Annotated in this window: 12 protein-coding genes; 8 read left to right on the top strand and 4 right to left on the bottom strand. The window is 65.4% G+C overall.

From position 1 onward, the window contains the following. Positions 1–82 precede the first annotated feature (82 nt). The 3 genes from ACQGNJ_RS09600 to ACQGNJ_RS09590 all read left to right on the top strand — a co-directional run bounded on the left by ACQGNJ_RS09600 (position 83) and on the right by ACQGNJ_RS09590 (position 2,663). Positions 83–499: a hypothetical protein gene (locus ACQGNJ_RS09600; RefSeq protein WP_426689020.1), complete on the top strand. Its 417-nt coding sequence runs from the start codon at positions 83–85 to the stop codon at positions 497–499. A gap of 93 nt (positions 500–592) precedes the next feature. Then, positions 593–871 carry a 2-hydroxyacyl-CoA dehydratase gene (locus ACQGNJ_RS09595; protein ID WP_426689019.1) on the top strand — a complete coding sequence of 93 codons (279 nt, stop codon included), beginning with the start codon at positions 593–595 and terminating at the stop codon, positions 869–871. Between the two features lie 169 nt (positions 872–1,040). Continuing rightward, a complete protein-coding gene (locus tag ACQGNJ_RS09590) occupies positions 1,041–2,663 on the top strand; it encodes a M28 family metallopeptidase (protein WP_426689069.1) in 1,623 nt (540 codons plus the stop codon). A gap of 258 nt (positions 2,664–2,921) precedes the next feature. Here the strand turns inward: ACQGNJ_RS09590 and ACQGNJ_RS09585 are convergent, their stop codons facing one another. Next, on the bottom strand, positions 2,922–4,544 hold the full coding sequence (locus ACQGNJ_RS09585; RefSeq protein ID WP_426689018.1) for an alpha-glucosidase family protein: 1,623 nt from the start codon (positions 4,542–4,544) through the stop codon (positions 2,922–2,924). 426 nt (positions 4,545–4,970) lie between these two features. Between ACQGNJ_RS09585 and ACQGNJ_RS09580 the strand changes: the two genes are divergently transcribed. The 4 genes from ACQGNJ_RS09580 to ACQGNJ_RS09565 all read left to right on the top strand — a co-directional run bounded on the left by ACQGNJ_RS09580 (position 4,971) and on the right by ACQGNJ_RS09565 (position 13,849). After that, positions 4,971–7,826 carry a TonB-dependent receptor gene (locus tag ACQGNJ_RS09580; RefSeq protein WP_426689017.1) on the top strand — a complete coding sequence of 952 codons (2,856 nt, stop codon included), beginning with the start codon at positions 4,971–4,973 and terminating at the stop codon, positions 7,824–7,826. A 350-nt stretch (positions 7,827–8,176) separates the two neighbouring features. Beyond that, on the top strand, positions 8,177–9,769 hold the full coding sequence (locus ACQGNJ_RS09575; protein WP_426689016.1) for an alpha-amylase family glycosyl hydrolase: 1,593 nt from the start codon (positions 8,177–8,179) through the stop codon (positions 9,767–9,769). A gap of 44 nt (positions 9,770–9,813) precedes the next feature. Continuing rightward, positions 9,814–12,177: a TIM-barrel domain-containing protein gene (locus ACQGNJ_RS09570; protein ID WP_426689015.1), complete on the top strand. Its 2,364-nt coding sequence runs from the start codon at positions 9,814–9,816 to the stop codon at positions 12,175–12,177. Positions 12,178–12,298: 121 nt separating this feature from the next. Further along, a complete protein-coding gene (locus ACQGNJ_RS09565) occupies positions 12,299–13,849 on the top strand; it encodes a GH39 family glycosyl hydrolase (RefSeq protein ID WP_426689014.1) in 1,551 nt (516 codons plus the stop codon). Between the two features lie 189 nt (positions 13,850–14,038). Here ACQGNJ_RS09565 and ACQGNJ_RS09560 read toward each other — a convergent pair whose 3' ends face one another. Further along, on the bottom strand, positions 14,039–15,622 hold the full coding sequence (locus ACQGNJ_RS09560) for a tryptophan halogenase family protein (protein WP_426689013.1): 1,584 nt from the start codon (positions 15,620–15,622) through the stop codon (positions 14,039–14,041). A 169-nt stretch (positions 15,623–15,791) separates the two neighbouring features. Here ACQGNJ_RS09560 and ACQGNJ_RS09555 point away from each other — a divergent pair, with 169 nt between their 5' ends. After that, entirely contained in the window at positions 15,792–18,197 is a 2,406-nt protein-coding gene (locus tag ACQGNJ_RS09555) for a TonB-dependent receptor (protein ID WP_426689012.1), read from the top strand. Positions 18,198–18,457: 260 nt separating this feature from the next. Here the strand turns inward: ACQGNJ_RS09555 and ACQGNJ_RS09550 are convergent, their stop codons facing one another. Together ACQGNJ_RS09550 and ACQGNJ_RS09545 are read right to left on the bottom strand one after the other, a co-directional pair. Further along, positions 18,458–19,915 carry an NAD(P)(+) transhydrogenase (Re/Si-specific) subunit beta gene (locus tag ACQGNJ_RS09550; RefSeq protein WP_426689011.1) on the bottom strand — a complete coding sequence of 486 codons (1,458 nt, stop codon included), beginning with the start codon at positions 19,913–19,915 and terminating at the stop codon, positions 18,458–18,460. Next, positions 19,915–20,220, bottom strand: a complete 306-nt coding sequence (locus ACQGNJ_RS09545; RefSeq protein ID WP_426689010.1) for an NAD(P) transhydrogenase subunit alpha part 2 — start codon at positions 20,218–20,220, stop codon at positions 19,915–19,917. The genes ACQGNJ_RS09550 and ACQGNJ_RS09545 overlap by 1 nt, the downstream gene beginning before the upstream one ends. Positions 20,221–20,284 lie beyond the last annotated feature (64 nt).

The following is a 20,284-nucleotide window of genomic DNA, read 5'->3' as shown; positions in this document are numbered from 1 at the left end:
TCGACTTGCGCGGAGGGCACGCCGGGGTGCATGGTGGCGACTCGCGGCCCGCTGCGCGCAAGGCGTCTACTGCAAAAGCCGCATGCGAATTGTGATCTTCATCACAAGTTTTCGAATTGGCACAAATACTGCTTGCTCGTGGATGAACCGGTTCGGGTTCGATCGAGAAGCGGCCATGGACGAACATTCCACCAAGCTCATTGCAGGCACCACGCAGCGGCTGCTGGCCGATCGGCTGCGGCAGCGCTATGCGCGCTGTCGCGAGTCGCTGGCAAACGGCACCAGTCCATCGCTCGCACCGGCGGAGCCGATGGCAGCACCACCCTCCATCATTGCCGCGAACGCCGTGCGGCAGGAAGAAGCTGTGGCGCCGCCGCCAACCGGCCCGACGGAACGCTTTTCCACATTGTTTTCCCAAGCCTACAGCGCTGCGCGGGACTCGCAGGACAACGCGCTGGCGCTGATCCTTGATCGCAGCAGGCGGAACCTGGCCGCCTGAGCCGGCAGAGTGGAATGAACTGAACGGCGATCTTCCCGCCTGCGGGCGCGGGCATGCGAAAATCGGCCGACACGTCGAAGAACTCCACGAACCATGACTTCCCAGAAATACGATTTCCGCCAGTTCCAGGAGGAACTTGCCAAGCTCGAGCAGAAAGTGGAAAAGCAGCAGGCCGCCAAGCCGCTGGGCAAGAAAGCCCAGGCGGCGCAGCGCATGGCGATGGCCCGCGAGGAATTCCTCGCCTTGCGCAAGCGGCACGAACTTACCGTTGCCGATGTGGTGGCGTTCTTCCCCGAAGAGGAAGGCATCGCCTATCTGGAGCAACTGATCATCGCGGCACAGGCGAAGCCGCGGCGCGTGCGCAAGGCCTGAAGCACGGGAAATCCTTCGGGCCGAACGGCTCCGAACGGCGCAGCCGCCGCGCGGCCAGAGGTATCGCGGCAGCTTGATGGACCCCCGCGCAGTTGCTGACTAGTATCGGAGCACTCTGCCCTCCGACAGGTGACTGCCCGTGAAGCGACTCCTCCTCAGCACCCTGGTCATGGCGGCGTGTTCGACCGCCCAGGCCACCGACCAGCCCACCTTCAGTACCGCGCGGCTGTCGACCGACGTGAAGACGCTCTCCTCGGACGCATTCGAGGGCCGCGGCCCGGCCACACCCGCCGAGGCGAAGACGATCGACTACGTGGTGGCGCAGATGAAAGCCGCCGGATTGCAGCCCGGCGGCGACCTGAAAGACGGCAAACGAAGCTGGACCCAGGCGGTGCCGCTTCGGCGCAGCCAGATCGCCGGCATTCCTTCGTTGAAGCTCACTTTGGGAAATCAACAGGAGGCACTGACCCAAGGCGAGCAGATCGCCGTGCGCGCACCGATGGACGGCTCGACCAAGGTCGCCATCGCGAACGCACCGCTGGTGTTCGTGGGCTACGGCGTCAAGGCGCCGGAGCGGCAATGGGACGACTTCAAGGGCGTCGACCTGCACGGCAAGATCGCCGTGGTGCTGGTCAACGATCCGGATTTCGAAACCGGCCACGGCGACTTCGGCGGCAAGGCGATGACCTACTACGGCCGCTGGACCTACAAATACGAAGAAGCCGCGCGACAAGGTGCGCTGGGCCTGCTGGTGATCCATGAAACGGCGCCGGCTTCCTACGGCTGGGCCACGGTGAAGAACTCCAACATCAACGCGATGTTCGACATCGTGCGTGCCAAACCCGCCGCCGTGCATCCGCAGCTGGAAGGCTGGATCCAGCGTGATCTGGCGGTGCAGATGTTCAGGCACGCCGGCCTGGATTTCGACACGCTGAAGAAGCAGGCGCAGACACGCGACTTCCAGCCGGTGGCGCTGAAGGGCGCAAGCCTTTCGGCGAACTTCAAGGTTGACTCGCAGGTGATCACCTCGCACAACATCGTCGGCCGCATCGAGGGCAGCAGGCACCCCGACGAGACGGTGATCTACAGCGCGCACTGGGATCACCTCGGCGTCGGCGCACCGGATGCCAGCGGCGACCGCATCTACAACGGCGCCGTCGACAACGCCACCGGCACCGCGGCGCTGATCGAGATGGGGCGCGCGTTCGCGCAGGGAGCCAAACCCGAACGCTCGGTGGTGTTCCTCAACGTCACCGCCGAAGAAAAGGGCCTGCTCGGCTCCGAGTATTACGCCGCCAATCCGCTGTACCCGCTGGCCACCACCGTGGGCGTGCTGAACATGGATGCGCTCGACCCGCACGGGCCCGCGCGCAACTTCACCATCTCCGGCAGCGCGAAGCTGGGCCTGCTGGATGACCTGGTCGCCGAGGCGAAGCAGCACGGCATGACGTATACGGCCGACCCGAAGCCGGAAGCGGGCTATTTCTTCCGCTCCGATCATTTCTCGTTCGCCAAGCGCGGCGTGCCGGCCGTGTCGTTCGGCTCCGGCAACGACTGGGTCGATGGCGGACTCAAGGCCGGCAAGGCGGCCGAGGACGCGTACACCGAGAAGCGCTACCACCAGCCTGCCGACGAATGGCAGGCCAGCTGGTCGTTCACCGGCATGGCGCGCGACCTGCAGGTGCTCTACGGCGTCGGCAGCGAGCTGGCCAATTCCGACCAATGGCCGAACTGGAGCAAGGATTCCGAATTCCGCGGCACCCGCGACGCCAGCGCGGCGCAGCGGAAGTAGTCGGCCCGCCCCTTCCCCTGCACGACGGGGGATGAGTCACACGTGCCGGCCGACGCGCTCCCTCCCCTGCTCGCAGGGGAGGGTCGGGGTGGGGTCCGCTCTTGATCTTCTCGCCACCCGAAGCAACCCCGTCACCTGAAGGACTCCCTTCGGTCGCCGACCTTCCCCTGCGCTGCAGGGGGAGGAGTCAAAGCTGCCGACCCTGCACGTCGTCGACGGTGTCGTTGATGTGCGGGGGCCTGATCGCGTTTCGCGCCATCAAGCCGCGCCGGCAAACCACACGCCGTAACCGGGAAGCCGCAGGCAGTTGCCGTCGACGTGACCCGGCTGCAGGCCATGGCCATCCAGCGGCTGCAGTCGGGCAAGCTCGTCGGAAAGCTCGACATCCACCGGCGCATCGGCGAGGTTGAACACTACCAGCAGGGTCTGCCCGGCCAGCCGGCGGGTGAATGCCAGTACCGGCTCGGCGGTGTCGATGAAGGCGATGTCGCCCCAGCGCAACGCCGGCTGCGAACGACGCCAGTGCATGAAGCGGCGGAAGCCGTTCAACACCGAATGCGGATCGGCATCCTGCCGACCCACCGCCAGCGCACGATGCTCCGCCGGCACCGGCAACCACGGCGTGCCGCGACTGAAGCCGGCATGCGCCGCGGCATCACTCCACGGCATCGGCGTGCGACAACCATCGCGGCCCTTGAACTGCGGCCAGAAGGCAATGCCATAGGGATCCTGCAGCGCCTCGAACGGCAGCTCCGCCTCGGTCAATCCCAGCTCCTCGCCCTGATAGACGCATACCGAACCGCGCAGCGAGCAGACCATCGCGGTGAGCAGGTTGGCCAGCCTGCCCGACGACTGCCCCTTGCCCCAGCGCGTCAGCACGCGCTCCACATCGTGGTTGGAAATCGCCCAGCATGGCCAGCCCTCGGTCATCTGCGCTTCCAGCGTCTGCACGGTGCCGCGGATGTGTGCCGCACTGAAGTCATCGGTCAGCAGCTCGAAGCTGTACCCCATGTGCAGGCGGCCGGCACGGGTGTATTCGGCCATCGTCGCCAGCGAATCCTCCGAGGAAATCTCGCCCAGTGCCGCCACGTCCGTATAGCCGTCCATCAGCGCGCGCAATTCGCCCAGGAAGGCGAGGTTCTCGGGCTGGGTATTGTTGTAATAGTGGTACTGGAACGCGTACGGGTTGTCCGGACTGAAGCCGCGGCCCACGCGCTTGTCTTTCGGCTTGGGCGGGTTGTCGCGCAGTTGGCGATCGTGGAAGCAGAAGTTGATCGCATCCAGCCGGAAGCCGTCCACACCCTTGTCCAGCCAGAAACGCACGCTGTCGAGAATCGCCGTGCGCACCTCGGCATGATGGAAATTCAGGTCGGGCTGCGACGTCAGGAAGTTGTGCAGGTAGTACTGGCCGCGGCGTGGCTCCCACTGCCAGGCCGAGCCACCGAACAGCGACAGCCAGTTGTTCGGCGCGCTGCCGTCGTCTTTCGCGTCGGCCCACACATACCAGTCCGCCTTCGGGTTGTCGCGGCTTTGCCGGCTCTCCTTGAACCAGGCGTGCTCCGCCGACGTATGGCTGAGCACCTGATCGATCATCACCTTCAGGCCCAGCCCATGCGCCTTCGCCAGCAAGGCATCGAAGTCGGCCAGCGAACCGAACAGGGGATCGACGTCGCGATAATCGGCAATGTCGTAGCCGAAGTCGGCCATCGGCGATTTGAAGAACGGCGCGATCCAGATCGCGTCGACACCGAGGCTGGCGACATAGTCGAGCCGCTCGATGATGCCCGGCAGATCGCCCACGCCATCGCCATCGGTGTCGAGGAAACTGCGCGGATAAATCTGGTAGGTGACGGCGCCGCGCCACCAGGGTGCATCACTCATTCGCTTGTCCCGTGTGTTTGCCGCGTCGAAGCGCGCGCCTGCAGGCACGCTGTTGTGCAGCCCGTGGAGGAGCTTAGCGGCAGCGTGCAGACAGCACGGCGACAGTGCATACGTATTCATCGAATGCGCTTATCGCAGCGCAGCATGAGGCATGACGATGCAGCCGCGAAGCCGGTTCCATCGCTGCTGCCGAGCACGCAAACAGCGCCGCAGCGGCATTCGCGCCCACCAACCCTGGCTCGATACCCGAGCGATCGATGCATCCTCGGCGACTGCGTTGCAGCGTCGTCTTCGACGCACAGCAGCACAATGAATACGTATGCATGAACGGTCCGACCGGCGGACGCCGCCCTACCATGGCGCCACGTCGACGGACAGGTGCTGCGCAAGCGCGAGTCATCCGCCGCGACGCTGGGGCTGAAACCAATGACCAATAATGACGCGCAACCCTGGGAGGGGATAACGGTGATACTCAAACGCAAAGTGCTGGTTCTGGCGCTGGCATCGGTGGGCTTCTGCGCCACCTCGGTGACCTGGGCCGCGACACCTCCGACCGGCAACGCCGACCAGTCCAGCCAGGACACCACTCAGGGAAGCACTACTTCCACCGCCCAGGAAGTCAAGGACGCCAAGGCGAAGAAGAAGCAGCAAGCCACCGAACTCGGCGTGGTGACGGTGAGCGGCTTCGCGCAGAGTATCCAGAGCGCGATCGCGACCAAGCAATCGTCCAACGAGATCGTCGAAGCCATTTCTTCCGAAGACATCGGCAAGTTGCCTGACGTCAGCATCGCCGAATCGATTGCGCGCCTGCCGGGTGTGTCGGCCCAGCGCGTCGCCGGACGCGCCCAGGTGATCAGCGTGCGCGGTCTCTCGCCGGACTTCGCCACCACCCTGCTCAACGGTCGCGAGATGGTCAGCACCGGTGACAACCGCAGCGTGGAATTCGACCAGTATCCTTCCGAACTTGTCAGCGGCGTCACCGTGTACAAGACGCCCAGGGCCAGCCTGATCGGCCAGGGACTTTCCGGCACGCTCGACATGCACACCGTGCGGCCGCTGGACTACCAGCAGGCCGTAACCGTTGTCGGTGTGCGCGGCCAGCACAATTCGCTGGGCCGGGCAGCAGATTCGAGTGCGTTCGGCAATCGATTCAACGCCAGCTACATCGGCCAGTTCATGGATCACACGCTGGGCATTGCCGTTGGCTACGCGCACTCGCAGACCCCAACCCAGGAAAATCAGGTCGGCCTGTACGAACCCTGGCAGCAGGTGGGTGACAACTGGCGTCCTGGCGTGCCCGCCGGCACCTGGTTCTCGGATGGCATCAAGGCGTTGCGCCGCACCGGCTACACCAAGCGCGACGGCGTGATGGCCACGGTGGAATGGCGGCCGTCGGAAAGCTGGACCAGCACGCTCGACCTGTTCCATACCAAGGCCACGCAGAAGGACACCGCCAACCAGTTCGAGGTGAACCTTGGCGACTACAACGGCGGCTACGGCCGTCTCGCCGTCACCAACCCGACGATCAACGGCAACGGGACATTCACCGGCGGCACGGCCAACAACATCTATCCGCTGGTGCGCGGCATGTACAACAGCCGTCACGACACCATCAACGCGGCAGGCTGGAAGAACGAGTTCAATGCCGGTCAGGTCAGCATCGTGGCCGACCTCAGCTACTCCAAGGCCAAGCGTCGCGAGCTCAACCTCGAGAACAACACCCAGCTGGTGCCTGCACCGCAGCTTGATTCGCTCAACCTGAACTACTCGGGCAGCAACTTTTCCCAGCTGGCGCCCGGACTCAACTATTCCGATGCGAGCAAGCTGTTCCTGACCAATACCATTTACGGCTCAGGCTACGGCAAGGCGCCGAGGGTCAGCGATCAGCTGAAGAGCGCCAAGCTCGGCGCCACCATCCCGATGCCCGATTCGGTCAGCCAGCTGATCACCGACGTGGAAGTGGGCATCAACTACGCCGACCGCGAAAAGATCAAGCACCAGCCCGAAGGCAATATCAACGTCGGTGCCCAGGGCGACACGGCGATCGCACCCGACCTGCAGTACGGCCTGGTGGACCTGGGTTTCGCCGGCGTCGGCAAGATCCCGTCGTGGTATGTGCCGGGTGCCGTCGCGCGCTACATGACCTTCGCGCCCAACGAAGACGCCTCGTATCTGGTGTCCAAGGCCTGGGACCTGTCGGAGAAGATCACCACCGCCTATGCGATGGCGAATATCGACACCGTATGGGGCATTCCCGTGCGCGGCAACGTGGGCGTCCAGGTGCAGCGCGCGGACCAGTCCTCGTCGGCCAACGTCTTCAATGATTCGAAGCCGGTTGGCAGCCAGATCGAAAGGTTCACCGACGGCAAGACCTATACCGACGTACTGCCCAGCCTGAATCTGGCCTTCTCGCTTACCGACACCCAGATGCTCCGCGTGGCACTGGCCAAGCAGGTTGCGCGTCCGCGCATGGATGACATGCGCGCCTCGCTGGAGTTCGGGGTCGACAAGACCACCGGCAAGCCGGGTGCCAGCGGCGGCAATCCGAGGCTTGACCCGTGGCGCGCCAACGCCTTCGATCTGTCGTGGGAAAAATACTTCGGTGGCAGTGGCTACGTCGCCGCGGCGTTCTTCTACAAGGACCTGACCAGCTACATCTACACGCAGACGCGCGACAACTACGACTTCTCGTCCCTGGTAGCCAATTATGTGCCGGGTCCCAACGAGCCGCCGACCCTGACCAAGGGAACCTTCAGTGCTCCGTTCAACGGCAAGGGTGGCAGTCTGAAGGGTCTGGAATTGTCGGCATCGATACCGCTGAGCATGCTTACGCCGGCACTTGATGGCTTCGGCGTGCTGGGCAGCGCAAGCTTCAACGACAGCAGCGTCAAGATCAGATCTCCCGAGAACGCGACCAGCGTGGGCGATGGCCCGATCAGCCTGCCAGGCCTGTCCAAGCGCGTGTTCAACTTCACCGCCTACTACGAAAAGAATGGGTTCGATGCCCGCATCAGTGAGCGCAAGCGTTCGGACTTCATCGGCGAAATTGGCAACTTCAACGGTGCGCGCACGCTGCGCTATGTCGTCGGCGAAAAAATCTTCGACGCACAGGTTGGCTACACCTTCGCCGAGGGCAGCAAGCTGCACGGACTGAGTGTGCAGCTGCAGGCCAGCAACCTGACGAACGCGCCGTATCGCACCTACGCCGGCACCAGGGATCGTCCGCTCGAGTACATCGAGTGGGGCCGTACCTACCTGCTTGGCGCCACCTACAAATTCTGAGCCAACGCAGCTACTCCCTGTCCTGCCGGCGGCGACGCCGGCAGGTTTTTTTTGCCCGCCATTTGTGTCGCGCACGGCGCGCATGATGCAACCAATGCCGTGCCCGTCCCACCGGCCGCCGCCAAGGCGGACGCGTTCCGCACCGGCGCGTCGAAAGCCGCTCGCTCATCTCACGGCGCAGCGCTGAAAAGCGCCCCCGCGGCGCATGAATACGTATGCACAACTGCGGCATTCGCCGCCCGGCGGCCTACCATGAAGAGCACTCTCACGATGGATGGTCGCCGCCCGGCGCAAGCCATTCGCCACGCAAAAACGACACGATCAGCCGCAAGTTGCCGGAGTCCCCGTTGATGCGCCCTGCTGCCTTTGCCTTGCTAATGTGCAATGCCCTGCTCGTCACCGGATGCGCGGCGCCATCCGCGCGTGCGCCTGCCGAGCACCACGAGGCTGCAGTCAAGGCGCTGTCGTCGGACGCTGCCTCCACCGCCCGCCCGGACGTCTGGTACGAAATCTTCGTGCGCAGTTGGTACGACACCGACGGCGACGGCATCGGCGATCTCAACGGCGTCACCGCGAAGCTCGACTATCTCAAGGCACTGGGCGTCAGCGGCATCTGGCTGATGCCGATCAATCCGTCACCCAGCTATCACGGCTACGACATCACCGACTACTACGGCATCAACCCGCAATACGGCACGGCTGGCGATTTCCGCCGGCTGCTGGTCGAGGCACACAAACGCGGCATCAAGGTGGTCATCGATCTGGTGATCAATCACACCAGCGACCGGCATCCGTGGTTCATCGCCGCGCGCGATCCGGCGAGTCCCTATCACGACTGGTACAGCTGGGCCGGGCCGCACACCGACCTGGCCGCGGCCAGCGCCGTCGGCGGGCAGGCCTGGCGGGCGGCAGGCAGCGCGCACTACCTGGGCGACTTCACCGGGGCCATGCCCGACCTCAACTACGACACGCCGGCGGTGCGCCGGGAAATGCTCGACGTTGGCCGCTACTGGCTGAAGCAGGGCGTCGACGGCTTTCGGCTCGATGCGGCCCAGCACATCTACTACGACTTCAAGGCACAAGACGGCGACCCACAGGTGCTCGCCAGAAACCTGGCCTGGTGGTCGCAATTTCGCCACGCCATGCAGGTGATTCGTCCGGACGTCTATATCGTGGGCGAAGTCACCCAGGATTCGCCGGACAAACTCGCGCCCTGGTTCGGGCCGCTCAGTGCGGTGTTCGACTTTCCGCTGGCCAGCCGGCTGATCGACAGCGCCAGGAACGAGCGCGCCGGCGACCTGCCCGCGCTGCTGGCGCGCACCGACGCCGCCTATCGCAAGGCCACCGGCAAGGCAGGCGTGGACGCGCCGTTTCTGTCCAATCATGACCAGGAACGCGTGATGAGCCAGCTCGATGGCAACGCACAACACATGCGCATGGCTGCGGCGATGCTGCTGACCCTGCCCGGTCAGCCGTTCGTCTATTACGGCGAGGAGCTGGGCATGCGCGGGGTCAAGCCCGACCCGGACCTGCGCGAGCCGATGCGCTGGGCGCGCTCCGAACACGCCAGCGGCGAGACAACGTGGAAGCCATCAACGTCGCACGATGGCGCGGACGTCTCGGTGCAGGCCGAGCTGGCCGATCCCGATTCACTGCTTGCCCGCTACCGAACGCTGATCCACTGGCGCGAGCAGATCCCCGCGCTGCGCGACGGCGCGCTGACCGCCTTCGCCAGCGGCAACGCGCAGGTGGTCGGCTGGCAGCTGCAGGACCCGAAATCGCGCGTGCTGGTGCTGCACAACCTCTCCGGCCAGGCGCAGAACGTGACGCTCGGCGATGGCGCGCCGACGTTCTCCACCATCGTGCGCCAGACCGCCTCCGGCGCCACGCTCGCTGGCGGCCAGCTCACGTTGCCGCCCTACACCTCGGTGATCCTGCAGTAATGCCGGCCATCCCGCTTTCCCGTTCCCCGATGCAAGGTTTCCGCATGTCCCACTTCACGCCACGCCACCTGACCCTCGCCCTCGGCCTCTGCCTCGGCATGGCGGTCATGCCTGCGTCCGCTGCCCCAGCCGATGCCGCGTTCAGCGCGGAGGTGGCGCACGGCAGCCTCACCCTCGTCCACGGCAGCGACCGCATCGCGATCAGCTTCATCACGCCGAACACGGTTCGCGTGCATGCGCTGCCCAACGGCGAGAGCAGCCCGGCCTCCATTGTGATCGACCCGAAGGCGATGCCAGCCGCGCTCACCGACGTGAAGACCAGCACCGCGGGCGGCGTCACCACGCTGTCCACCAACGCGGCCACGCTGCGCTGGGATGCGCGCGATGGCAGCCTGCAGTTTTCCGATGCGGTCGGGCACGTGCTGCTGACCCAGCATGACCTCAGCGCACTCACCGCCGGCAAGCTGTCGCTGGATCACGCCAAGGGCGATCCGCTCTACGGCATCGGCGGCTACAACGCCACCGAGGACGCCAGCGCCGGCCTGCTGCGCACCGGCACGCAGACCATCACCGCGGGCGAGCAGGGCCATGCCGGTGCGCCGCTGGTGTGGAGCACCGCTGGTTACGGTGTGCTGATCGATACCGTGGGCGGCACATTCCATCTCGACGGCGCCCGCATCGCTGCCGGCGACACCTCGCGCAAGGACCTGGACTATTACCTGATCGCCGGCTCGCCGAAGCAGATCTTCGCCGACGTGGCCAAGGTCAGCGGCCACACGCCGCTGTTCCCGAAGTGGGCGATCGGTTTCACCAACAGCCAGTGGGGCATCGACGAGAAGGAGCTGCTGCAGATCGTCGACACGTATCGCGCCAAGCACATCCCGATCGACAACTTCACGCTAGACTTCGACTGGAAGGACTGGGGCAACGACTGGGGCGAGTTCACCTGGAACACCGCCAAGTTCCCCGACGGCCCCAGCGGCAAGCTCAAGCAGATGCTCGACGAGCGCGGCATCAAGCTCACCGGCATCATGAAGCCGCGCGTGCACGTCGACACCATCGAAGGCCGCGAGGCGGCCGAGAGCGGCTACTTCCTCAAGGGCAACAAGCCGGCCAAGGACTACTTCTCCGGCAAGCCGGTGCGCGAGATCGACTTCGCCAATCCGAAGGCGCGCACGTGGTTCTTCGACCACATGAAGAGCGCGTTCAACTCCGGCATCGTGGGTTGGTGGAACGACGAGGCGGACAACGTCGCCATCGACACCCAGCACCTGGACATGCAGCGCGCGATCTACGACGGCCAGCGCGCCATCACCAACCAGCGCGTGTGGTCGATCAGCCGCAACTTCTACCTCGGCGCGCAGCGCTACGCCTACGGCATGTGGTCGGGCGACATCCACACCGGCTTCGCCAGCATGGCCGGCCAGCGCGCGCGCATGCTGAGCGCCATCGACGTGGGCGCGATGCAGTGGGGCATGGATACCGGCGGCTTCACCGCGGGCACACCGACGCCGGAGAACTACGCGCGCTGGGTGCAGTTCGGCGCCTTCGTGCCGGTGTTCCGCGTGCACGGCGACTCCAGCCAGAAGCGCCAGCCGTGGTTGTACGGGCCGACCGCCGAAAAGGCCGCCGCCGATGCGATCCGCCTGCGCTACAGCCTCATTCCCTACATCTACAGCTACGAGGACCAGCGCCGCCTCACCGGCGTCGGGCTGGTGCGCCCGCTGGTGTTCGGATGGCCAGACGATCCGAAGGTGCGCAACGACGTGGCCAGCTGGATGTTCGGCGAGAGCCTGCTGGTGTCGCCAGTGGTCGAGCAGGGCCAGACCTCCAAGACGATCTATCTGCCCGCCGGCCAGTGGACCGACTGGTTCACCGGCAAGCGCTACGCCGGTGGCCAGAACGTGACGCTGGCGATCGACGCCAAGACGTGGAGCGACATCCCGCTGTTCGTGCGCGACGGCGGCATCGTGCCGACCCAGCCGGTGATGGACTACGTGGGCCAGCATCCGGTGACGCAACTGGAGGTCGAGGTCTTTCCCGGCGACACGCGCACACAGTTCGACTACTACGACGATGACGGCAACAGCTACGACTACGAACACGCCGCGTACTTCCGCCAACCGCTGGCCGTGCAACGACAAGACGACGGCGTGCGCTTCGAGACGGGCACGGTCACCGGCAGCTACAAGCCGCCGCTGAAGTTCTACCTGTTGAAGATCCACGGCGCCGGCGCCGCTGCGGTCAGCCGTGATGGCCGGCCGATGAAATTCTTCAGCGATGCCGACTCGCTGCAGCACAGCCAGGGCGAAGGCTGGGCCAGCGCGCACGATCGTTTCGGCACGCTGACCTGGGTCCGGGTTGCTGCGGGCAAAGCACAGGCCATCCTGCTTTCGCCGCCACACTGAGCGCTCCGGAATGACTGGCGGCAGTGGACGCCGCCGTGAATCCGTACGAGACTGCGCGCCATGATGTAAACGTTTACATCCGCCGCCCCAGGCGATCCGCCCGCGACCATCCGGACAGCCCATGAGTCACATGTCTATTGCCCGCCAGCTTCTGTTGTCCACCTTCGCCACGACCCTGCTGGTCGTCGGCGTGGGGCATGCCGCTCCCGCGGCAACCGAAACGGTCCACGTCGACGCCACCGCCGACGGCACTGCCTTCCCGCATTTCTGGGAACAGATGCTCGGCTCCGGCCGCGCCTCGCTGGCGCTGCGCGACGACTACCGCAAGAATCTGGACGCCGTGCACCAGGCCACCGGCGTCGGCTACATCCGCTTCCACGGCATCCTCGACCACGACGTGGGCCTGGTGCAGCGCGACGCACAGGGCAAGATCTCCTACAACTTCTCCTACGTCGACCAGATCTATGACGGCCTGCTCGAGCACGGCTTCAGGCCGTTCGTCGAACTGGGCTTCATGCCGCCGGAACTGACTTCCGATCCGGTCGCGCTGCATCCGTTCTGGTACCACCCGAACATCGCGCCGCCGAAGAACTACGCCGAGTGGGACGCGATGATCGGCGCGCTGGCGAAACATCTGGTCGAGCGTTACGGCATCGAGGAAGTGGCCAGCTGGTACTTCGAAGTCTGGAACGAGCCGAATATCGGCTTCTGGACCGGCACGCCGGCGCAGTCGAGCTACTTCACGCTGTATGACCACACCGTGCGCGCGCTCAAGGCGGTCAGCCCGCGGCTGCGCGTGGGCGGCCCGAGCACCGCGCAGGCGGCGTGGATTCCCGACTTCCTCAAGCATGCGCACGAGGCAAAAGTGCCGGTGGATTTCGTCAGCAGCCACGTCTACGGCGATGACACCGCGGACAACGTGCTGCACAGCGCCGAGAAGGTCTCCCGCCGCGACATGGTCTGCCGCGCGGTGGACAAGGTGCACCGCGAGATCGCCGCGTCGCCCTATCCGAAGATGCCGCTGGTGTTCAGCGAGTACAACGCCAGCTACGCCAACCTGCCCAACGTCACCGACACCGTGTTCATGGGGCCATGGCTGGCCAACACGATCCGCGAATGCGCCGGCAAGATCGAGGTGATGAGCTACTGGTCGTTCTCCGACGTGTTCGAGGAACAGGGCGTGGTGCGCAACCCGTTCTACGGCGGCTTCGGGCTGATCGCCGCCGACCGCATACCCAAGCCCGCGTTCAACGCCTTCGCGCTGCTGCACAAGCTGGGCGGACAACGGCTGCCGACGGATTCGGATTCCGCCCTGGTCACCCGGCGCGAAGACGGCTGCGTGGTGATCGCGCTGTGGAACTACGCCGCGCCCGTCGGCGACACGGCCAGCTACACGGCCGGCAAACCCGGCGGCGCCACGAAACATTTCAGCATCGCCCTGCGGCATCTGCCCGCCGCCGCCCATGCCACCGTCTGGCGCGTGGACGAAACCCACGGCAATGCCGTCGCCGCGTTCGACGCCATGGGCCGGCCCGACTCGCCCAGCCGAGCACAGATCGAGCAGTTGCGCACAGCCGGCCAGCTGGCCGCCCCGGAAACCATGGACGTGCACGACGGCAAGCTGGCACTCGACGTGCCGGTGCAGGGGCTGGTGGTGATCGAGTTGCATTGAAGCGACTTCCGCACGGCGCGTCGAGCGGGCACGGTCCGCCGCTCGTGACGCCGCTGAAGAGAACTTCGAAAACCCGTTTTTTGTAGGAGCGCACCCTGTGCGCGATGCTCTTCGCCACGTGACGAAAAAGCTCGCGCACAGGGTGCGCTCCTACAGCGCCACAGGGCGGGCAATGCCCGCCCGAGCCGTTCAGCTCACGCCCACCGTTTCACGCCGCTCCGTCCGCTGTGCATGTTCGCGACACAGTTGCTCGACCAGGGCGCGATGATCCGGCAGATCGTTCAAGGCGTGCGCGGACATCTCGCGGATCATCGCGAATTCGCGCTGCGCCGCCTCCATCTGCGTATACGCGCTGCGCATCGGCTCCAGCTCGGTCTTGAACTCCATGCCGTACAGCACGTATTGCCAGCTGGCCGGCATGAACATTTCCAGGTCGGTGACGAAGTCCAGCCGATGTGGCGGGCGGTGGCGCCACAGCGCCAGGCGGTCCTGCAAGGTCTGCGGGATGCTGGCCGGATCGGTGTTGTCGATCCAGAACGCATGGTCGCGGCGCTGCGACAGGCAGTAGTGCATCTTGATGAAATCGATGATGCGCTCGTAGCGCGCCACCATCATCTGGTTGAACTGGCGCGCCGTGCGTTCCATGTCATCGACGTCGCCCGGCAACAGGTGGGTGATCAGATAGGCGCCCAGTTCGACCAGCGCGATGCCGGTGGATTCCAGCGGCTCGACGAAGCCGCCGGCCAGCCCCACCGCCACGCAGTTGCGACGCCAGTGTTCCGGTCGATAGCCGGTCTCGAACTTGATATGCAGCGCCTCCAGTCCGGCCGCGGCGTCGCCCACGTAGCCACGAATGACTTCTTCCGCGCGGTTCGCATCGGCATGCCGCGACGAATAGACGTAGCCGATGCCGCGCCGCTGCTGCAGGCCGATGTCCCAGATCCAGCCCGCCTCCTGCGCGGTGGCACGGGTGAACGGCAGGATCGGCGCATCCGGTTTCTGGTATGGCACCTGCAGCGCCACGGCGCGATCGGCGAACAGCACATCGCGCCGGCTGTGGAACGGCGACTGCATCGCGCCACCGATCAGTGCGCCGCGCAGGCCGGTGCAGTCCACGTAGAGGTCGGCCGAGAGATCGCCGATTTCCCGCGTGACGATGCGCGCGATGGCGCCCGATTCGTCCAGCTCGGCGCGCTCCACCGTCGCCAGGTGACGCTTGATGCCCAGCTGCTGGCCATGCTCGGCCAGCACCCTGGCGAAGCAGGCCGCGTCGAAATGGTAGGCGTGGTTCATCGGCCCCTGATAGTCGGGATCACTGGCGCGCTTCGGCGCGCGACCGTTATCGATCAGCCGCTGCTGCATGGTCACCGCCTCGGCGAATGAAGTGCCCGCGGGCGCGCCGCCAAGCAGCCAGTAAGGCAGCAGCTCCGGGCTGCCGGGGCGCTGGCTGGGTTGACTGAACGGATGGAAGAAGCGGTCCGCTCCCGCCGTATCAGGTGGGCGTACCCAGTTCACATACTGGATACCCTGCTTGTAGGTGGCACTGGCGCCGACCAGGAAGCGGCGTTCGTCCAGGCCGATCGCGGCGAGGGTGCCGCGGATCGACGGAAAGGTCGCCTCGCCCACCCCCAGCAAGCCGATGTTCGGCGACTCCACCAGCTCGACCCGGATGCTGCCGGGCGCGGCGGTGTTCAGCGTCTTGGCCAGGTAACAGGCGGCAAGCCAGCCTGCCGTGCCACCGCCGACTACCAGGATCTTCTGAATGCGTGACATTTCGCGCCCTCCGCGGCGTGCTGCGCAGCAACAAGCCAAACATGGATTTTCGCAGTAGGATCGGCCCCGATGACAGCGCTGTCATACATTTTGACAGCGCTGTCATTACGCACAATAGCGCATGTCCACGACCACTGCATGTCCAGACGATCTTTGGGGAGAGGGTGAAATGAAATTACGCTACTCGGCTTTGTACATCGCGATGACCGCGATCCTTGCCTCCGGCACCGTCTACGCTGCAGGTCAGGACACCGCCCCGCAGAAAGCGGCGGACGCGCGCAAGGTGAAGGATCTGGACAGCGTCCAGGTCACCGCGACCAAGCGCGAAACGCCGCTGCAGAAAACCCCGGTCGCGATCAGCGTGATCAGCGCGGACTCGCTCGACAAGGAGCGGGTGATGACGGTGCAGGACATCACCAAGCTGGTCCCCGGTTTCCAGGCCACCTCGCAGGGCGACCATGGCGTGGTCACGCTGACCATGCGCGGCATCGGCAACGACAGCGCCAAGACCGAATACGCCGATCCGGAAGTGGCGATGTTCATCGACGGCGTGTATTCGCCGCGGCCGGAGGCCGCCGCCGGACTGTTGCTGGACATCGACAGCGTCGAAGTGCTGCGCGGTCCGCAGGGCACGCTGTGGGGGCGCAACTCCACCGCCGGCGTGGTCAACTTCCAGACCGGCAAGCCGGACCTCAGCGGCTTCTACGGCAACGCGCAGATCGAGGCGGGCAACTACAGCCACATAGGCACCCGCGCCACGGTGAACCTGCCGATCAGCAGCACCTTCGGCATGCGCATCGCGGTCGCGCAGGAACAGCATGACGGCTACGTCGATTACCAGAACCCGTCGAAACAGCTGCCCAGCGTCGCGCAGCAGCAGGCGAACTACCTGGCCAGCGGCGGCACGCTCGCCACGTTCCAGCCGATCAATGCCGGCAACTACGTGACCGGTGGCGACAAGTACAACGCGCAGGACCAGTCCGCCGCGCGTGTCAGCGCGCTGTGGCAGCCCAGCGACAACTTCACCTGGAACCTGTCCTGGGAATACTTCCGCGACCGCGGCACGCCGGGCATGAGCCTGATGCAGAAGCCCCGTGCCGGGCAGGATTTCTGGTCGGCGCTGATCGATACCGCGCCCTATCTCAAGCGCGATTCGAACACGGTGCGCAGCCGGATGGACTTCAAGCTCGGCGACTCGATGCTGCTGAGCTATGTGGCCGGCTTCAACCGCTTCTCCGGCAAGAGCAACTTCGACCAGGACAACGGTGCGCAGGTACCGACCAGCTTCAACACCGGCGCCTCGTACCAGAACGACCGCACCAACTTTTCCAACTACAGCAACTACAGCCACGAGCTGGACCTGAAGTCCGTCGGTGACAACGCCGTCGACTGGATCCTCGGCGCCTACTACGCCGCCGAAGACAACAACATCCGCTTCGACATCCCGATCCTGAACGGCACCTCGCAGGGCACCATCGGCTGGCAGGGCTCGTTCATCCAGCCCAAGGAAACAGTGAAGTCCACCGCCTTCTTCGGCCAGGCGACCTGGCACATCAGCGACGGCCTGCGCCTCACCGGCGGCGCGCGCTGGTCCAGGGACAAGAAGGAGAACGTCGGCGGCCGCGGCTGGGGTTGGGCGTATGACCCGACCGTGCCGCAAGTGCCGATCGCGCCGGATGTCGAACCGGGCAACGTGGGCTTCAACATCTCCACCGTCAACGATGCGAAATACAGCAAGAGCAAGGTCACCTGGCTGGGCCGGCTCGATGCCGACGTCGGCCAGCACGGCCTGGTGTATGCCAGCGTGTCCACCGGCTACAAATCCGGCGGCACCCAGGATGCCGGCACGCTGTACGCGCCGGAGACACTGACCAACTACGAAGTCGGCTCGAAGTTCAGCTTCCTCGATGGCCACCTGACCTGGAACAGCGCGATCTACTACGAGCAGTTCAAGAACTTCCAGTTGGCCGCGCCGATCACCTACCCCGACGGCAACCGCGGACTGGGCTTCTCCAACGTCAAGGGCACCACCAAGGTGCTGGGCTTCGAATCCGAGCTGGCTTATTCCAGCCAGGACGACCGGCTCAACCTGGTGTTCTCGGCGATCCCGAAGAAGGAACTGGGCACCCTGCTCTACGCCGGCAGCAACGACTATCAGGGCCTGCCTGCCTGCGCCCCGGTGTCCGGCATCAGCAACTGCATCAACGTCAGCGGCAACGACCTGCCGCACGCGCCGAACCTGTCGCTCACCGCGATCTACGAGCATGATTTCCACCTGAGCAACGGCGGCCGGCTGACCCCGCGGGTGTCCGCGCAGTACCAGAGCTCGCAGTGGCTGAGCACGTTCAACCTCGGCGAGGGAGATCAGCAGAAGGCCTATACGCGTGGCGACGTCTCGGTGCGCTACACCGAGCCGCAGGATCGCTGGTGGGTCTCGGGCTACGTGCAGAACGTGGCCGACGGCAAGGTGCGCACCAGCGCCGGTCGCTTCGCCCTGCCCGACGGCAGCTTCATCTACACCTCGCAATACCTGCCACCGCGCACCTACGGCGTCACCGTCGGCGTCTGGTTCTAGCAGGCTTTGCCAACACGATGAACTGGCAGTCCACGGACGGACCTTCGCAGATCAGGCACCAGCGGCGCCTGATCTGCGCAACAGGGCACGGACAGGCGTCGGCAACGGCGTTTCAATAGCGGCAGGATGCTTCCGCGATTCGGCATCCCAGGCGTTCTCCTGGCGACCGACCCTCCCCGGGTCGCCACTGGATGCTCCGGCAACGGGGCATCCTTTTTTTGGGCCCGCAGGCTCACCGCGCCTGCAAAATCCCGGGCAGGTCAGCCGTCGACTTCCTTCAGCGCCGTCACCAGCTCACCCACGGCCGCCTGCCCGTCGCCATACAACATCCGCGTATTGTCGGCATAGAACAGCGCGTTCTCGATCCCCGCAAAACCGGTGCCCCTGCCGCGCTTGATGACGATCACATGTTTCGCATTGCCCACATCAAGAATCGGCATGCCGTAGATCGGCGAGGCCGGATCGGTCCGGGCCAGCGGATTCACCACGTCGTTGGCACCGATCACCAGCGCCACGTCGGTGGTGGCGAACTCGGGGTTGATGTCTTCCATGTCGGCGATCAGGTCATACGGCACGCCAGCTTCGGCCAGCAGCACGTTCATGTGTCCCGGCATGCGGCCGGCGACCGGGTGGATCGCAAACTTCACCTTCACCCCGCGCTTGATCAGCAACTGCGCGAATTCCCATACCTTGTGCTGCGCCTGGGCCACCGCCAGGCCGTAACCGGGCACGATCACCACGCGCTCGGCGTACGCCATCATCACCGCGGCGTCGGCGGCATCGATCGGCTTCTGCGCACCCTCGATCGCCTGCGCCTCGCCACCGGCCGCGCCGAAACTGCCGAACAGCACGTTGCCGATCGAGCGGTTCATCGCCTTGGCCATCAACTGGGTCAGCAAGGTACCCGCCGCACCGACCACCATGCCGGCGATGATCATCGCCTCGTTGCCCAGCACGAAACCCTCGAACGCCACCGCCAGGCCGGTGAATGCGTTGTACAGCGAGATCACCACCGGCATGTCGGCACCGCCGATCGGCAAGGTCATCATCAGGCCGAACAGCAGCGCCAGCGCGAAGAACGCCAGGATCAGCGGCAGGCTGGCCTGGCCCAGCACCAGCAAGATGCCCACCACGATGGCGCCAGCCAGCAGCAACAGGTTCACCGCGCGCTGACCGGCGAACACGAAGCGCTTGTCCATCCAGCCCTGCAACTTGGCGAACGCCACCAGCGAGCCGGAGAAGCTCACCGCGCCAATCAAGGCACCGAGCACACCCAGCGTGAGTTCCACTGGCGTCAGCGCAGGTGGCAACCCGTTCACCGCCCAGGCTTCGGGGCGCAGCGGCGAGGTGTCCGGCACCGCATGCAGCAGGCCCAGGCCACGCGCATAGCCGATCAGCTCGACCGCACCGATCGCCGCCGCCGCACCGCCGCCCATGCCGTTGTACAGCGCCACCATCTGCGGCATCGCGGTCATCGCCACGCGGCGACCGGTCCACCACGCGGCGCTCACGCCGATCAGCACCGCGGCGACGATCAGCCCGCGGTTGTGCATGTCGGGCAGGAAGAAGGTGGCCAGCACCGCCAGCAGCATGCCGTAGCCGGCCCACACGATGCCGCCGCGCGCGGTGCGCGGCGAGCTCATGCGTTTCAGGCCCAGGATGAACAGCAGCGCGGCGATGAAATAGCAGGCCTTGATCAACGTCGGCAACCAGCTCATCACTTGCTCTCCTTGTCGGCGACCGGCTTGCTGGACTTGAACATTTCCAGCATCCGCTCGGTCACCACGTAGCCGCCGGCGGCGTTGCCGGCGCCCAGCAGCACGCCGATGAAGCCGATCGAAATCTCGAACGGCGTCTGCGCCCGGCCTAGCGCGATCATGGCGCCAACCAGCACAATGCCGTGCACGAAGTTGGAGCCGGACATCAGTGGCGTGTGCAGGATCACCGGCACCCGCGCGATGATTTCATAGCCGGTAAAGGCAGCCAGCATGAAGATGTACAGCGCCAGGAAACCGTCGATCATGACCCCATCCCCCGTGAGAGCCGCCCGCCAGGACGTCGAGTTTGCATCATACGGGTGCCGGTCA

Source organism: Rhodanobacter ginsengiterrae (assembly GCF_050026815.1).
GTDB classification, from domain to species: Bacteria; Pseudomonadota; Gammaproteobacteria; order Xanthomonadales; family Rhodanobacteraceae; genus Rhodanobacter; species Rhodanobacter ginsengiterrae.
Note: the sequence above shows the minus strand (reverse complement) of the source record. Positions and strands in the feature narration are given on the sequence as shown.

What these genes read in the sequence shown, in the direction of transcription:
- ACQGNJ_RS09600 (WP_426689020.1), top strand. Translation starts at nt 83, where the DNA reads ATGCGAATTGTGATCTTCATCACAAGTTTTCGAATTGGCACAAATACT.
- ACQGNJ_RS09595 (WP_426689019.1), top strand. Translation starts at nt 593, where the DNA reads ATGACTTCCCAGAAATACGATTTCCGCCAGTTCCAGGAGGAACTTGCC.
- ACQGNJ_RS09590 (WP_426689069.1), top strand. Translation starts at nt 1,041, where the DNA reads ATGGCGGCGTGTTCGACCGCCCAGGCCACCGACCAGCCCACCTTCAGT.
- ACQGNJ_RS09585 (WP_426689018.1), bottom strand. Translation starts at nt 4,544, where the DNA reads ATGAGTGATGCACCCTGGTGGCGCGGCGCCGTCACCTACCAGATTTAT.
- ACQGNJ_RS09580 (WP_426689017.1), top strand. Translation starts at nt 4,971, where the DNA reads ATGACCAATAATGACGCGCAACCCTGGGAGGGGATAACGGTGATACTC.
- ACQGNJ_RS09575 (WP_426689016.1), top strand. Translation starts at nt 8,177, where the DNA reads ATGCGCCCTGCTGCCTTTGCCTTGCTAATGTGCAATGCCCTGCTCGTC.
- ACQGNJ_RS09570 (WP_426689015.1), top strand. Translation starts at nt 9,814, where the DNA reads ATGTCCCACTTCACGCCACGCCACCTGACCCTCGCCCTCGGCCTCTGC.
- ACQGNJ_RS09565 (WP_426689014.1), top strand. Translation starts at nt 12,299, where the DNA reads ATGAGTCACATGTCTATTGCCCGCCAGCTTCTGTTGTCCACCTTCGCC.
- ACQGNJ_RS09560 (WP_426689013.1), bottom strand. Translation starts at nt 15,622, where the DNA reads ATGTCACGCATTCAGAAGATCCTGGTAGTCGGCGGTGGCACGGCAGGC.
- ACQGNJ_RS09555 (WP_426689012.1), top strand. Translation starts at nt 15,792, where the DNA reads ATGAAATTACGCTACTCGGCTTTGTACATCGCGATGACCGCGATCCTT.
- ACQGNJ_RS09550 (WP_426689011.1), bottom strand. Translation starts at nt 19,915, where the DNA reads ATGAGCTGGTTGCCGACGTTGATCAAGGCCTGCTATTTCATCGCCGCG.
- ACQGNJ_RS09545 (WP_426689010.1), bottom strand. Translation starts at nt 20,220, where the DNA reads ATGATCGACGGTTTCCTGGCGCTGTACATCTTCATGCTGGCTGCCTTT.